This window comes from Streptomyces rubellus (assembly GCF_036323805.1).
In the GTDB taxonomy this organism is placed as follows: domain Bacteria; phylum Actinomycetota; class Actinomycetes; order Streptomycetales; family Streptomycetaceae; genus Streptomyces.
Map to the genome: position 1 here is coordinate 92,027 of NZ_JAZDCX010000017.1, position 14,021 is coordinate 106,047.

14 protein-coding genes and 3 tRNA genes are annotated in these 14,021 nt (G+C 73.4%); 10 read left to right on the forward strand and 7 right to left on the reverse strand.

Features of this window, described 5'->3' with window-relative positions; all coding sequences use genetic code 11:
• Window positions 1-47 precede the first annotated feature (47 nt).
• Window positions 48-965, reverse strand: a complete 918-nt coding sequence (locus V1L54_RS20265) for a bifunctional helix-turn-helix transcriptional regulator/GNAT family N-acetyltransferase (protein ID WP_330119482.1) — start codon at window positions 963-965, stop codon at window positions 48-50.
• Between the two features lie 177 nt (window positions 966-1,142).
• Between V1L54_RS20265 and V1L54_RS20270 the strand changes: the two genes are divergently transcribed.
• Entirely contained in the window at window positions 1,143-1,406 is a 264-nt protein-coding gene (locus V1L54_RS20270) for a type II toxin-antitoxin system prevent-host-death family antitoxin (protein ID WP_330119483.1), read from the forward strand.
• Window positions 1,403-1,654, forward strand: coding sequence for a type II toxin-antitoxin system RelE family toxin (locus V1L54_RS20275; RefSeq protein ID WP_330119484.1), 252 nt, complete (start codon window positions 1,403-1,405; stop codon window positions 1,652-1,654). The genes V1L54_RS20270 and V1L54_RS20275 overlap by 4 nt, the downstream gene beginning before the upstream one ends.
• 85 nt (window positions 1,655-1,739) lie before the next feature.
• On the opposite strand, the gene purL is transcribed toward V1L54_RS20275, so the two are convergent.
• From purL to purS, 3 genes are read right to left on the reverse strand one after another with little or no spacing between them, the layout of a single operon-like run.
• On the reverse strand, window positions 1,740-3,989 hold the full coding sequence (gene purL / locus V1L54_RS20280) for a phosphoribosylformylglycinamidine synthase subunit PurL (RefSeq protein WP_330119485.1): 2,250 nt from the start codon (window positions 3,987-3,989) through the stop codon (window positions 1,740-1,742).
• 1 nt (window position 3,990) lies between these two features.
• Window positions 3,991-4,668: a phosphoribosylformylglycinamidine synthase subunit PurQ gene (gene purQ / locus V1L54_RS20285; RefSeq protein ID WP_330119486.1), complete on the reverse strand. Its 678-nt coding sequence runs from the start codon at window positions 4,666-4,668 to the stop codon at window positions 3,991-3,993.
• Window positions 4,665-4,931, reverse strand: coding sequence for a phosphoribosylformylglycinamidine synthase subunit PurS (gene purS / locus V1L54_RS20290; protein WP_330119487.1), 267 nt, complete (start codon window positions 4,929-4,931; stop codon window positions 4,665-4,667). Before purS ends, purQ begins: the two co-directional genes overlap by 4 nt.
• Window positions 4,932-5,264: 333 nt before the next feature.
• Between purS and V1L54_RS20295 the strand changes: the two genes are divergently transcribed.
• From V1L54_RS20295 to V1L54_RS20325, 7 genes are all read left to right on the forward strand, one after another.
• Window positions 5,265-5,582 carry a histone-like nucleoid-structuring protein Lsr2 gene (locus V1L54_RS20295; protein ID WP_330119488.1) on the forward strand — a complete coding sequence of 106 codons (318 nt, stop codon included), beginning with the start codon at window positions 5,265-5,267 and terminating at the stop codon, window positions 5,580-5,582.
• A 113-nt stretch (window positions 5,583-5,695) separates the two neighbouring features.
• A tRNA-Gly gene (locus V1L54_RS20300) sits at window positions 5,696-5,770 on the forward strand.
• A 71-nt stretch (window positions 5,771-5,841) separates the two neighbouring features.
• Window positions 5,842-5,914, forward strand: a tRNA-Gly gene (locus V1L54_RS20305).
• Between the two features lie 151 nt (window positions 5,915-6,065).
• The gene (locus V1L54_RS20310; RefSeq protein ID WP_330119489.1) at window positions 6,066-7,061 is read left to right on the forward strand and encodes an ABC transporter ATP-binding protein; all 996 of its coding nucleotides are present in this window, start codon (window positions 6,066-6,068) and stop codon (window positions 7,059-7,061) included.
• Window positions 7,058-7,888 carry an ABC transporter permease gene (locus V1L54_RS20315; protein WP_330119490.1) on the forward strand — a complete coding sequence of 277 codons (831 nt, stop codon included), beginning with the start codon at window positions 7,058-7,060 and terminating at the stop codon, window positions 7,886-7,888. Before V1L54_RS20310 ends, V1L54_RS20315 begins: the two co-directional genes overlap by 4 nt.
• A 41-nt stretch (window positions 7,889-7,929) precedes the next feature.
• A complete protein-coding gene (locus V1L54_RS20320) occupies window positions 7,930-9,225 on the forward strand; it encodes a sensor histidine kinase (RefSeq protein ID WP_330119491.1) in 1,296 nt (431 codons plus the stop codon).
• Window positions 9,222-9,878 carry a response regulator gene (locus tag V1L54_RS20325; RefSeq protein WP_330119492.1) on the forward strand — a complete coding sequence of 219 codons (657 nt, stop codon included), beginning with the start codon at window positions 9,222-9,224 and terminating at the stop codon, window positions 9,876-9,878. Before V1L54_RS20320 ends, V1L54_RS20325 begins: the two co-directional genes overlap by 4 nt.
• Window positions 9,879-10,470: 592 nt before the next feature.
• Here V1L54_RS20325 and V1L54_RS20330 read toward each other — a convergent pair.
• Window positions 10,471-10,659 carry a hypothetical protein gene (locus V1L54_RS20330; protein ID WP_330119493.1) on the reverse strand — a complete coding sequence of 63 codons (189 nt, stop codon included), beginning with the start codon at window positions 10,657-10,659 and terminating at the stop codon, window positions 10,471-10,473.
• A 494-nt stretch (window positions 10,660-11,153) separates the two neighbouring features.
• Here V1L54_RS20330 and V1L54_RS20335 point away from each other — a divergent pair.
• Window positions 11,154-11,226 (forward strand) — tRNA-Gly (locus V1L54_RS20335).
• 58 nt (window positions 11,227-11,284) lie between these two features.
• Here V1L54_RS20335 and V1L54_RS20340 read toward each other — a convergent pair.
• Together V1L54_RS20340 and V1L54_RS20345 are read right to left on the reverse strand one after the other, a co-directional pair.
• Complete coding sequence (locus V1L54_RS20340) at window positions 11,285-12,217, reverse strand: phosphoribosylaminoimidazolesuccinocarboxamide synthase (RefSeq protein ID WP_330119494.1); 933 nt, start codon at window positions 12,215-12,217, stop codon at window positions 11,285-11,287.
• 171 nt (window positions 12,218-12,388) lie between these two features.
• A complete protein-coding gene (locus tag V1L54_RS20345; protein WP_330119495.1) occupies window positions 12,389-13,891 on the reverse strand; it encodes a N,N-dimethylformamidase beta subunit family domain-containing protein in 1,503 nt (500 codons plus the stop codon).
• Window positions 13,892-14,021: the final 130 nt, after the last annotated feature.

Below are 14,021 nucleotides of genomic sequence, written 5' to 3' on the forward strand. Positions count from 1 at the left end.
ACCCGTCCGGCGGTGAACCTACCAGCGCCCCACGACACCGCGCCCGCTCACTCCCGCGGACCGGACGGCGGCCCAGCGGTGATCCGCTTCTCGAACCAGTGGTGGGCGTACGGTTCGTCGTTGAAGGCGGGGACCTCCGTGAAGCCGTGGGAGCGGTACAGGGCGATCGCGGCGGTGAGCACCTTGTTGGTGTCCAGCCGCAGCACCTCGTGGCCGTGGTGCGCGGCCCGCGCCTCCAGTTCGGACAGGAAGCGGCGGGCCAGGCCCAGGCCCCGGGCGCGGGGCGCCACCCACATCCGCTTGACCTCGGCCGGGGCGCCGGACGGCAGCTTCAGGCCGGCGCAGCCGACGGGCTCGCCGTGCAGCCGGGCGACGAGGAACACACCGCGCGGCGGGCGGAGTTCGCCGGCGTCGGGCAGCAGGCTCCGGGCGGGGTCGAAGCCGGTGTCGAAGCGCTCCTGGAGTTCGGCGAAGAAGGAGTGCAGGCAGTGCCGGGCGTCGGGGTGGTCCGGGTCGGTGACCTCCAGGGTGACCGTGGCGGCGGTCAGCAGCCGTTCGGCCTCGGCCATGGCGGCGGTCAGCCGGGCGCGCTGGCCGTCGTTGAGCGGCGCCAGCAGGGAGCCGGCCAGTTCGGCGCTGCGGGCGTCGAGTTCGGCGCGCTCGGCGCGGCCCGCGTCGGTGAGCCGGACGGTGCGCACCCGCCGGTCCTCCGGGTGCGGCTCCACCGTCACCAGGCCGTCGGCCGCCAGGGCGCGCAGCAGGCGGCTGACGTACCCGGAGTCCAGCCCGAGGCGCTCGCGCAGCCGCCGTACGTCATGCGCGCCGCCGCGCTCGCCGATCTCCCACAGCAGCCGCGCCTCGCCGACGGGCCGGTCGCGGCCCAGATAGCGGTCGTGGAGGACACCCACGCGTTCGGTGACGGTGCGGTTGAAGCGCCGCACCTGCTCGATCTGCTCCGAATCCATTCTCTGACTCTAGTCAGAGAATGGATGTCGGACCAGAGGCCGACCACCCGCCGCCACGCGGCGGACTCAGCCGATGCGACCGGTGCGCTCGCGCGCCCGCCACCCTGGGCGGTTTCCGCTCCGCCAACAGGGGCCGGAAACACCACCAGAAGTGTGGTGCTTATGTACACTAGATATATGTCTGCTACATATCCCATCGCGGAAGCACGCGGCAAACTCGGCGATCTCGCTCGCCGGGCCGCCCAGCACGAGCACATCACCCTGACCGACCGCGGTGTCCCCACAGCGGTCCTCATCTCCCCCGCCGAACTCGAGGACCTGGAGGACGCCCTCGCGCTGGCCCGCCTCGAGCGGGATCGCGCGCTCGGCCGCGCCGAAGCACCCATTCCGCACGACGAGGCACGCCGCGCCCTCCTCGATGCCGCCGGGAGAGGGGAGTGACCTGGCGGGTCCTGTGGGAGCCGACCGCCCTCAACGCGGCCGCGGGGCATCTCAAGAACGACTCCCGCGGTGTCGACGCCCTCCTCCGGGCCACCGATCGGCTCGCCGAGAACCCCCGGCCCGAGGAGTCCCGTCCCTGGGGAACCGATCACCGTCGGCTGCGCCACGGGCCCTGGCGCGTTCTCTACCGCATCGACACGGGCGCCCAGGCCCTGCATATCGAGCACATCGGCCACACCGGCGCGTGAACCCGCGACGCGTCCCGCCCCCCGGTGCGGGGACGGGACGCGTCGCGGGCACCCGTGCCCGGTTACCGCGCGCGGGCCGTCAGGCTCAGGCCAGCAGGGCCGGGATGGTGGCCTCGTGGACCTCGCGCAGCTCGGCCAGCGGGATCGTGAACTGGCCCTGCACCTCGACGGCGTCCCCGTCCACCACACCGACGCGGGTCGCGGGCAGACCGCGGGCGTTGCACATGTCGGTGAAGCGCAGCTCCTCGCTGCGCGGCACCGCCACGACCGCGCGGCCGGCCGACTCCGAGAACAGGAACACGAACGGCTCCAGCCCGTCGGGGACGATCAGCCGGGCGCCCTTCCCGCCCTTGAGGCAGGACTCGGTCACCGCCTGGACCAGCCCGCCGTCGCTCAGGTCGTGCGCGGCGTCGATCATGCCGTCCCGGGAGGCGGCGACCAGGATCTCGGCCAGCAGCCGCTCCCGCTCCAGGTCCACCTTCGGCGGCAGTCCGCCCAGGTGGTCGTGGACCACCTGGGACCAGGCCGAGCCGCCCAGCTCCTCGCGGGTCTCCCCGAGGAGGTAGAGGAGCTGGCCCTCCTCCGCGAACGCCATCGGGGTGCGGCGCGCGACGTCGTCGATCACGCCGAGCACGCCCACCACCGGGGTGGGGTGGATGGCCACGTCGCCGGTCTGGTTGTAGAGGGAGACGTTGCCGCCGGTCACCGGGGTGCCCAGCACCCGGCAGCCGTCGGCCAGACCGCGGCAGGCCTCGGCGAACTGCCACATCGCGGCCGGGTCCTCCGGGGAGCCGAAGTTCAGGCAGTCGGTGACGGCCAGCGGCTTCGCGCCGGTGGCGGCGACGTTGCGGTACGACTCGGCCAGCGCGAGCTGCGCGCCCGCGTACGGGTCGAGCTTGGCGTAGCGGCCGTTGCCGTCGGTGGCGATGGCCACGCCCAGGCCGGTCTCCTCACTGATGCGGATCATGCCGCTGTCCTCGGGCTGGGCGAGGACGGTGTTGCCGAGCACGTAGCGGTCGTACTGCTCGGTGATCCACTTCTTGGAGGCCTGGTTCGGGGAACCGACCAGCTTCAGGACCTGCTCGCGCAGCTGTGCGCCGTCCTTGGGCCGGGGCAGGGCGTTCGCGTCGTCGGCCTGGAGGGCGTCCTGCCACTCCGGGCGGGCGTAGGGCCGCTCGTAGACCGGGCCCTCGTGGGCGACGGTGCGCGGCGGAACGTCGACGATCTGCTCGCCGTGCCAGAAGATCTCCAGCTGCTCGCCGTCGGTGACCTCGCCGATGACGGTGGCGATGACGTCCCACTTCTCGCAGATGGCCAGGAAGCGGTCCACCTTGTCGGGCTCGACGACGGCGCACATGCGCTCCTGCGACTCGCTCATGAGGATCTCCTCGGGCGAGAGCGTGGAGTCGCGCAGCGGCACGGTGTCCAGCTCGACGCGCATGCCGCCGGAGCCGTTGGAGGCCAGCTCGGAGGTGGCGCAGGACAGGCCCGCGGCGCCGAGGTCCTGGATGCCGACGACCAGGTTCTCCCGGAAGACCTCCAGGGTGCACTCGATGAGCAGCTTCTCCTGGAAGGGGTCGCCGACCTGGACGGCCGGGCGCTTGCTGGGCTTGTCGGAGTCGAAGGACTCCGATGCCAGGATGGAGGCGCCGCCGATGCCGTCGCCGCCGGTGCGGGCGCCGTACAGGATGACCTTGTTGCCCGCGCCGGACGCCTTGGCCAGATGGATGTCCTCGTGCCGCATCACACCCACGCACAGCGCGTTGACCAGCGGGTTCCCCTGGTAACAGGAGTCGAAGACGACCTCGCCGCCGATGTTGGGCAGGCCCAGGCAGTTGCCGTAGCCGCCGATGCCGGCGACGACACCGGGCAGGACGCGCCGGGTGTCGGGGTGGTCCGGGGCGCCGAAGCGCAGCGGGTCCATCACGGCGACCGGGCGGGCGCCCATGGCGATGATGTCGCGGACGATGCCGCCGATGCCGGTGGCCGCGCCCTGGTAGGGCTCGACGTAGGACGGGTGGTTGTGGGACTCCACCTTGAAGGTGACGGCGTAGCCCTCGCCGACGTCCACGACGCCGGCCTGCTCGCCGATGCCCACCAGCAGCGCGTCGGAGGGGGGAGCCTTCTCGCTGAACTGGCGCAGGTGCACCTTGCTGGACTTGTAGGAGCAGTGCTCGGACCACATCACGGAGTACATGGCCAGCTCGGCGCCGGTCGGGCGGCGGCCGAGGATCTCGCGGACCCGGTCGTACTCCTCGCGCTTGAGGCCGAGTTCGGCCCAGGGCTGCTCGACGTCGGGGGTGGAGCTCGCGTGCTTGACGGTGTCGAGAGTCATCTCAGGTGGTGACCAGCTTCTTCAGTACCGACGTGAAGAACCCCAGGCCGTCGGTGGTCGGCCCGGTCAGGGTCTCGACGGCGTGCTCGGGGTGCGGCATGAGGCCGACGACGTTGCCGGCCTCGTTGGTGATGCCCGCGATGTCGCGGCGGGATCCGTTGGGGTTGACGTCCACGTAGCGGAAGACGACCCGGCCGGTCGCCTCCAGCTCGTCGAGGGTGCGCTCGTCGGCGACGTAGCCGCCCTCGCCGTTCTTGAGGGGGACGGTGATCTCCTGGCCTGCGGTGTAGTCGGACGTCCAGGCGGTGTCCGCGTTCTCCACCCGCAGCCTCTGGTCGCGGCAGACGAAGTGGAGGTGGTCGTTGCGGGTCAGCGCGCCGGGCAGCAGGTGCGACTCGCACAGCACCTGGAAGCCGTTGCAGATGCCCAGCACCGGCAGGCCCGCGCGGGCCTGGTCGACGATCGTCTCCATCACGGGCGAGAACCGGGCGATGGCGCCGCAGCGCAGGTAGTCGCCGTAGGAGAAGCCGCCGGGGAGGACCACGGCGTCCACCTGGTGCAGGTTCTTGTCGCGGTGCCACAGCGCGACCGGCTCGGCGCCGGCGAGGCGGACGGCGCGCCGGGCGTCGACGTCGTCGAGGGAGCCGGGGAAGGTGACGACTCCTACCCGGGTCGTCATACGGGGGTCACCTCTTCGGTCTGCTCGACGCGGACGGTGAAGTCCTCGATCACGGTGTTGGCGAGGAAGGTCTCGGCGAGCTGGTGGATCCGGGCGAGGGCGGCGTCGTCGACGGGCCCTTCCAGTTCGAGCTCGAAGCGCTTGCCCTGGCGGACGTCCGCGATGCCCTCGTAGCCCAGTCGCGGCAGCGCACGCTGAACCGCCTGGCCCTGGGGGTCGAGGATCTCCGGCTTGAGCATGACGTCGACTACGACGCGAGCCACAGGTACTCCTGGGTGGGTGTTGGTGCTGGAGGCTGCCGCTTCAGCGTACCCGGCAGAAAACTCTACTCGCGTAGATAACCGCGCCCCGGGTCACGGTCAGGTATCGGCCCCCGAGAAAACACCGAGAAGTGGTGCACGAATCGGCGCCGAAAAAGTAAAGTCCTCCCGACGACATCACGCGCGGCCGGGAATTCATCCCGCCGCGAGTCAATGCCTGCCGCTGCACAAAGGGAAAAGGCATTGATCCCGACCGGCCGGAACGCCGACATCACCGCATGTCACCGGTGGTTCACAGCGCTTTCGGCAGTGATCCACTCGAAAGGACCGATATCCGTGGCGCAGCGCGTAGTGGTCACACTCTCCGACGACATCGAGGGCGGGGAGGCATCGGAAACGGTCACCTTCGGTCTCGACGGCAAGTCCTACGAGATCGATCTCAACCGCGAGAACGCGAAGAAACTGCGCATGAGCCTCGCGCCCTATGTGCGGGCCGGCCGCAAGCGGTCGAGGTCGGGCGGGACGTACCACCGCACCTCCGTCGCCCCGGACCCGGCCGCGGTACGGGCCTGGGCCCGGTCCAACGGCTTCGAGGTGCCGCCGCGCGGACGCATCCCCAAGAAGGTCTACGACGCCTTCGAGGAGGCCCACTGAGCGGTCCGCCGAGCGGCCCGGCGGACCGACTTGCCAGACACCCCGGGTGATCGGCTAGAGTCAGGGGCACGCCGCCGGGGCGGCCGGAAACGGCCGGAAGCCCGGATGGCCACGCGGGTGTAGCTCAGTAGTAGAGCGCCCTCTTTCCAAGAGGGAGACGCAGTGTGCAATTCCTGTCACCCGCTCCATTCTCTCCTCCGGCCCCCCGGGATCGGGTAGAGTGATGGCGCGCCTCCCGGTGAGAGCCGGGTGGTGGCATGCGGACGTAGCTCAGTTGGTAGAGCGCAACCTTGCCAAGGTTGAGGTCGCGAGTTCGAGCCTCGTCGTCCGCTCGGCGAAAAGGCCCCGGTCCATCGGACCGGGGCCTTTTGCCGTGCTCGCCGCAGCCGGCGGCGCCGGCCGGCCGGCGCCGATGACATTTGTCACCCGCGCTCATGACAGCCCGCACTGCCCGGGCACCCGTTCCCGCAGGATGCTGAGGACATGAACACCAGGGAACAGGTCATCGAGGTGAGCGGGCTGCGGCGGCGCTACAGCTCGCCCAAGGGGGACGACTTCGAGGCCGTACGGGGCATCTCGTTCTCCGTGGCGCGTGGCGAGCTGTTCGCGCTGCTGGGGACGAACGGCGCGGGCAAGACCTCCACCGTCGAGCTGCTGGAGGGACTGGCCGCGCCCAGCGGCGGACAGGTGCGCGTCCTCGGTCACGACCCCTGCCGCGAACGCTCCCGGGTGCGGCCCCGGATCGGCGTGATGCTCCAGGAGGGCGGCTTCCCGTCCGACCTGACCGTCGCCGAGACCGCCCGGATGTGGGCGGGCTGCACCACCGGGGCGCGCCCCACCGGGGAGGTCCTGGCCGCGGTGGGGCTCGGAGAGCGCCGCGAGGTACGCGTCAAGCAGCTCTCCGGCGGCGAGCGGCGGCGGCTGGACCTGGCGATGGCGCTGCTCGGCCGGCCCGAGGTGCTCTTCCTGGACGAGCCGACGACCGGGCTGGACGCCGAGGGGCGCCGGGAGACCTGGCGGCTGGTGCGGGAACTGCGCGCGGCGGGCACCACGGTGCTGCTGACCACGCACTACCTGGAGGAGGCCGAGGAGCTGGCCGACCGGCTGGCGATCATGCGGGCCGGGCGGATCGTCGTCTCCGGCACCCCGGCCGAGGTCACCGCCACCCGCCCCTCCCGGATCCGCTTCACGCTGCCCGCGGGGGTGCCGGCGGCGCGGCTGCCGCTGTCGCTGCGGGCCGCGGCCGGGGAGGACGGCCGGGTGGAGATACGCACCGAGCGGCTCCAGGAGTCGCTGACCGAACTGCTGCTGTGGGCCCGGCAGGAGGGGGTGGAGCTGGCGGGGCTGGACGCCCGCTCGGCCTCCCTGGAGGAGGCCTTCCTGGAGATCGCCCACGGCGCCGCCGGGGACTCCGGGGACGAGGAGAACGACGGGAACGGCGCGGGCGCCGCGCGGCTGACGAAGACGGGGACACGATGAGCACGACGGACACCACACCCGCCACGGGCACCGGGAGCACGGGGCGCGCCGCCGGCACCGGGGCCGCGGCCGCGGCACGGCGGATGCGCTCGCTCGCCCGCGCCGAGCTGACCCTGCTCGTCCGCAACCGCACCGCGCTGTTCACCGCCCTGCTGATGCCGCCCGCCATGGTGCTGTTCATGCGCTCCTCGGTCGAGCAGATCCCGCTGGAGGACACCGGGCTGGACGCGACCGGCGTGGTGATGACGGGCGGCTTCCTCATGGTGCTGATCTTCGTCGTCTACTCCAACCTGGTCTCCACCTACGTCTCCCGGCGCGAGGAGCTGGTGCTCAAGCGGCTGCGGACCGGTGAGCCGCGGGACTGGGAGATCCTGTCCGGGACCGCGGTGCCGGTGGCCGCCGTGGCGCTGGCGCAGTGCGCGCTGCTGGTCGCGGCGGGCGCGGTCCTGCTGGATATGACCCCGCCCGAGCGCCCGGGCCTGCTCGTGCTGGGCGTGCTGCTGGGCGTCGTCCTGACGGTGCTGCTCGCCGCCGTGACGGCGGTCGTCACCCGGACCGCGGAGAGCGCGCAGATCACCGCGCTGCCGCTGGTGCTGGTCGCGTTCCTCGGCTCCGGGATGTTCGTCCCGCTGGAGATCGTCCCGGACGGGCTGGCCGACGTACTGCGGCTGCTGCCCATGACACCGGTGGTCGAACTGGTGCGGTACGGCTGGTTCGGCGGCGGGGAGGCGGACGGGATACTGCGTGCGGTGGCGGTCGCGGCGGCCTGGTCGGTCGCGGCGTGGTACGCCGTACAGCGGTGGTTCCGCTGGGAGCCGCGGCGCTGAGCACGGCGCCGGACGGGGAAACCGGGCGGGGAGCGAGCGGGATGACGGTGGCGGTCGAGGGCGGCGCGCTGGGCTGGGTGCGGCGGGTACGGCGGTCCAGCGGGCCCGCGCGTTTCCACCAGTACACCCGGTACACGATCTACAGCTTCGCCTTCTTCGAGGGACTGATGCTGCTCGGCTGGATCGTCGCCCAGACGGCGGGGCCCGCCGTCTGGTCCGCGGCGGTGCTCGGGCTGTTGTTCACCGCGCACGTGGTCTGCCAGCTGCTGCTGTCCCGGGCCGGGCTGCGGTACTACCTGGGCACGGCGGAACGGCCGGTGCGGCTGACGGCGGTGTACCTCGCCCTCACCGTCGCCGGGATCGCCGGCGCCCTCGCCCTGACCCTGAGCGGCGTGGGGGAGCTGTCGCCGTCCGACGCGCTGCCGCTCGTCGCCTGGCTGGTGATGTTCCTGGCCGGGCCGCTGCCGCTGGTGCTGCCGGCCGGGCGGAGCGCCGGGCTGGTGGCGGCGCTGCTGGCGGCCTCGGTACTGGCCGCGGGGATGCTGGGGGCGCCCGCCCGGGGGCTGGTGGCGACGGTCGTCGGCGGAGTCCTCGGCTCGCTGCTCTTCGGTGTCTCCTACCGCTGCTCGGCCTGGACGATGCGGGTCGTCAGCGAGCTGGAGGCCGCCCGGGAGACCCAGGCCCGGCTGGCGGTGGCCGAGGAGCGGCTGCGGTTCGGCCGGGACCTGCACGACGTGCTGGGCCGCAACCTGTCGGTGATCGCGCTCAAGAGCGAGCTGGCCGTCCAGCTCGCGCGGCGCGGCTCGGCCTCGGCCGTGGACCAGATGACCGAGGTGCAGCGCATCGCCCGGGAGTCCCAGCGGGAGATGCGGGAGGTCGTGCGCGGCTACCGGGAGGCCGATCTGCACACGGAGCTGGTGGGCGCTCGGGGGGTGCTGCGGGCCGCCGGGATCGACTGCCGGATCGAGGACAGCGGCAGCGGGGAGCTGCCGGGGGCGTTGCAGTCGGCACTGGGCTGGGTGGTCCGGGAGGGCACCACCAACGTGCTGCGGCACGCCGACGCCCGGTGGTGTGTGATCCGGCTGCGGACCGGGCCCGGGGACGGCCCGGCCGAGCTCGCCGTGGAGAACGACGGGGCCACCTCGCCCCGGGCCGCCGCGGGGGGCGGCTCGGGGCTGGCCGGACTGCGCGAGCGGCTGGTCGCGCTCGGCGGCACACTGACCGGCGAGCGGCACGGCGGCACCTTCCTGCTGACGGCCCGGGTGCCGGTCCGGACGGCGGGCGGGGCGGCCGGCCGGGCAACCGGAGAGGACGCGGGAGAGGACGGCACACGGTGACGGAGCACGGCCGGTACACCGGCACCGGCGACACCGGCGGCGGACACCCGGTACGGGTGCTGCTGGCCGACGACGAGCACCTGATCCGGGGCGCGCTGGCCGCGCTGCTGGCCCTGGAGGACGACCTGCTGGTGGTCGCCGAGGCCGCGTCCGGGCCCGAGGCGCTGGCGATGGCCCGGGCACACCGCCCCGACGTGGCGGTGCTGGACCTCCAGATGCCGGGCAAGGACGGTGTGGCGGTGGCCGCGGCGCTGGGCACGGAGCTCCCCGGTTGCCGCACCATGATCGTGACCGGGCACGGCCGTCCGGGGCATCTGAAACGGGCCCTGGCGGCGGGGGTGCGCGGCTTCGTGCCCAAGACGGTCTCGGCGCGGCGGCTGGCCGAGATCATCCGCACGGTGCACGCCGGGAACCGCTATGTCGACCCGGAGCTGGCGGCCGACGCGATCAGCTCCGGGGACTCCCCGCTGACCGCCCGCGAGGCCGAACTGCTGGAACTGGCGGCGGACGGGGCACCGATCGCGGAGATCGCCGAACGGGCCGCGCTGGCGCCGGGGACGGTCCGCAACTACCTCTCCTCGGCCGCCGCGAAACTGGCGGCCGAGAACCGCCACGCGGCCGTGCGCGTCGCCCGCGAGCGCGGCTGGCTCTGACCTCTCCGCCGGCCCGGGCCTCCCGCCGCCGTGGGCGGGGCGGTGCCCGCCCGCGCCGCCGAGGGCTCCGCCGGGAGAGGGGCGGACCGCCGGCGGCGGCGGTCGCTCCGGCCCGCGGACGCGCGGGCCGGGTGTCCCGTCCCGGTCGGCGGGCGAGCCGCGACGCCCGCCCCGCGCTTGCCCGGCGGAGTCGCCGGAGCCGCGGCTCCGGACGTGTTCCCGCTCCGCCGCGCGGCGCCGGGGCCGGAGGTCCCGGTCCTCCCGCGCTCCGCGGGCTGTCACGGCCGGTTCGGCCGCCGCACCGGTGCCCCGGGCCGGGCCCGCCCCGCACGCCGGGCGGGCCCCGACGCGGACGCGTGGGGGCGCGGGATCCCCTCGGGTGCCGCACACCGGGCGGAGCCGGCGGAGGGGATCGCCACGGCGCCGGAGCATCCGGTGGCGGGAATTCCGCCGGGAATTCCGCTCCGGGGAGACGTCCGCCCGGCCGCGGCCGGCGCCGGAATGCGGCGGGCCGTGGACCGCGCGTACGTCCGCCCCGGGCGAAAGACCGCCGCCGGTCGCGCGGAACCGGCGCCCGGCACGCTTTCACGGCCTATTTCATGATGGCCGAGAGCTGGGATATCTGCGCCACCACTCCGTTCGCGAGCGGCACATTGATGATCCCCGACTGCGCGGTGGTGACGGTGGCGGCGGTCATGACCGGGACCACCGGGTGCTCCGGTGCGCCTCCGGCGTCGTGGCCGTTCACCAGGGGATCGCGGTTGACCTTCTCCAGCAGCACGGGCTCCTCCTGCACGGACGGCCGGGACGGCCGGCGCGCACAGTGCACCGGGCGTCCCGGGAACGGAAGAGGGGGACGTCCGGCCGCCGGCGGGCACACCGGCAGCGGTTCCCCCGTTCTGCGCGGAACCGGTGGAGGGCCGTTCCCGCCACCGGTTCCTCCACCGCGATCAGTACGGGAAGGCGAATATCCGCGGACAACCCGCCACTGTCCGTGACGCACATCACGCCCGGCGTTGCAGGAATATCACCTTCCGGAATTCCCGCCCGGACGCCGGGGGAATCCGGTGAATTCCCCGCCGAGTTCACCGGACGGCGCGACGAGGCGACAGCGCGGGCGGAGCGGCCGCGTCCGGGTGCGCGGGGCGTGACGGCCCCGGGCCGTCACCCGGCCGCCGGCGGTGAACCGGTGGGCGCGGGCCCGCGGGCGGGTTGGCTATAGTGGAGGCGCGCCGTACGGAGAACGCCCGGTCGGGCGGGAAGCGCACGGTGCGTGCGGACGTAGCTCAGTTGGTAGAGCGCAACCTTGCCAAGGTTGAGGTCGCGAGTTCGAGCCTCGTCGTCCGCTCGGCGAAAAGGCCCCGGTCCACCGGACCGGGGCCTTCGTGCCGCGCGGGCCCGGGACGTCAGTCCCAGCGGGTGCCGGTCAGCAGCTCGTACGCCTCGACGTACCGGGCGCGGGTGCGCTCCACCACCTCGGCGGGCAGTTCCGGCGGCGGCTGCTCGCCGTGCCGGTCCCAGCCGGCGGCCGGCGAGGTCAGCCAGTCGCGGACGATCTGCTTGTCGAACGAGGGCTGGGAGCGGCCCGGCTCCCACTGGTCGGCGGGCCAGAAGCGGGAGGAGTCGGGGGTGAGCACCTCGTCGGCGAGCACCAGCAGCTCGTCCCCCGCCGTACCGTCCGCCCCGTCCGCGGTGGACCCGTACCCGAACTCGAACTTGGTGTCGGCCAGGATGATCCCGCGCTCCCGGGCGATGTCCCGGCCCCGGGAGTAGACCGCCAGGGTCAGCTGGCGCAGCGCGGTGGCCGTCTCGGCGCCCACCCGGCGGGCGACCTCCTCGTAGGAGACGTTCTCGTCGTGCTCGCCGACCTCGGCCTTGGTGGCCGGCGTGAAGATCGGGGCGGGCAGCTCGGAGCCGTCCACCAGTCCCTCGGGCAGGGCCAGCCCGCAGACCGTGCGGGTCTCCTCGTACTCGGCCAGGCCCGAGCCGGTGAGGTAGCCGCGGGCCACGCACTCGACCGGGACCATCCGCAGGGAGCGGCAGACCACCGTGCGGCCCGCCCAGCCGGCCGGGGCGCCGGGCGGCAGCTCGGTGGAGACCACATGGTTCGGCACCAGGTCGGCGAGCTGGTCGAACCACCACAGGGACAGCTGGGTGAGGACGCGTCCCTTGTCGGGGATCTCGGTGGGCAGCACCCAGTCGTACGCGGACACCCGGTCGCTGGCGACCATCACCAGGTCGCCGTCCTCGTTCCGGTACAGGTCCCGCACCTTGCCCGTGTGCACGTGCGTCAGGCCCGGCACCTGCGCGGGCTCGGGCTTGTCGACGAATCCGGTCACGGCTCCTCCTGTGGCTTGGTACGTGATGCCGATTGTCCCGTATGGGAGGACACGGCACCGGCCGGGGTCGGACGGACGGGTGGGCCGGACGTACCCGAACGGCCCCGTCCCGGCGGGGAGATGACCGGCCGGCGGCCGGAGAGCGGGCCGCCGCCGGCCGGCGGCCGTGCCTCAGCCGTGCCCGCAGATGCGGTCCAGGAGGTTGGCCGTCGCGCGCTGGACGCGGGTGTCGACGTGGCCGGGGCGGTCCAGGGCCGGTGACCAGGCGAAGGTGCCGGAGGCGAAGACCAGGGCGCCGCTGGGCGCCCGGTACAGGGAGGTCTCCTGGTGGCGCCGGGCGCCCGCGGCGTCCTGGTAGGGCGAGTGGGCCAGCAGGACCCGGTCGGTGTGCAGGGGCAGGGCGGTGCGCGGGAAGTAGCGGTCGGCCTCGCCCGCCACCAGTCCGGGCAGCTCGTCGCCCTCGGCCGCCCCGGTGGCCTCCCACAGCCAGTGGTGGGCGTTCCGCACGACCAGCGGATACGGCCGGGGCACCTGGCCGGCGTACTGGATGCCCAGCACCTGCTGCTCGGCCTCGCCCTGCTCGCGCCAGCGCTGGGAGCGGCCGGGGCCGCGGTCCTTGCGGCAGGTCAGCAGCCGGTCGGGGACGCCGGAGGCGGAGGCCCGCAGCTCCACCTGCCAGTACATGGTGTTGGCGGAGAGGAAGACCAGCGAGGTGCCGCTGTCGCGGGCCTTCTCCACCGCGCGGCGCATCGGCACCGACCAGTACTCGTCGTGGCCCGCGAAGACCAGCCCCCGGTAGCGGGCGGGGTCGACGCGCCCGGCGTGCAGATCGCGGGTGTCGGCGTAGGCGAGGTCGTAGCCGTAGCGCTCCGCCCAGCGGATGAAGTCGTAGGCGTGACCCACGTGCAGGGGCAGGCCCGCGCCCGCGTACGGCCGGTCGAAGGAGACGGTGACAGCCGCGTCCGCCTCGCCCAGCAGCCGGCCCTCGGCGTCCCAGGCGTGGTACAGGCTGGCGCCGGTGCGGCCGTCCTCCGGGAAGAGGTTGTACGCCTGCCAGGTGACGTCCGGGACGACCAGCAGCAGATCACCGGGCCGTTCGTCGCGGACGGTGAACGGGATGTGCGAGCGGTGGCCGTCGGCGGTGGTCAGCACGGCCACATGGGCGCCGGTGCTCCAGTACTCGGGGACCTGGAGCCGCCAGGAGAGCCACCAGTGGTGGCAGGAGACGGTGCGGTCGGCGGTCAGCGGCTCGGGCTGGACGATGCCGGACAGCCGGGGGCTGGTGATGATCTTGGTGGCGCCCTCGCCGCCGTAGTGGCCGATGCGGTAGATGTCCACGCCGAACGGCTGGGGCGGGTTGACCGTGATCCGGAAGTCGATGGACCCGCCCGGGCAGACGGCGCTCTCGGAGGTGAAGCCCTTGATCTGGCAGCGCACGTCGTCGGCGGTGCGCGGGCCGCTCCGGGAACTCCGGGACGGGACCGCCGCGCCGCCGTTCCCGGTGCCGCCGCCCAGGCTGCTGTGGTCGAGGTACCAGGGGACGACGTGTCCGGTGTCGTCGAAGTAGTGCTCGCCGCACCGGAGCCAGGGCAGCGGGCCCTGGCCGAACGGATCGGTGACCGCGTGGGCGAGAGCCCCCGACTCCCAGCGCCGGCGAGTCTGCTCCGTGCTCACCTGTTCGCCCCTCCCTGTCGTCCCGGCTGCTTCCGGCTTCGCTTCCGCGATGTCAGACACCAGCACATCACATAACGCGAACAGTCGGTCACCCTTTGTCGCCGGACGGCCGGAATCGCACCCTCCCCCG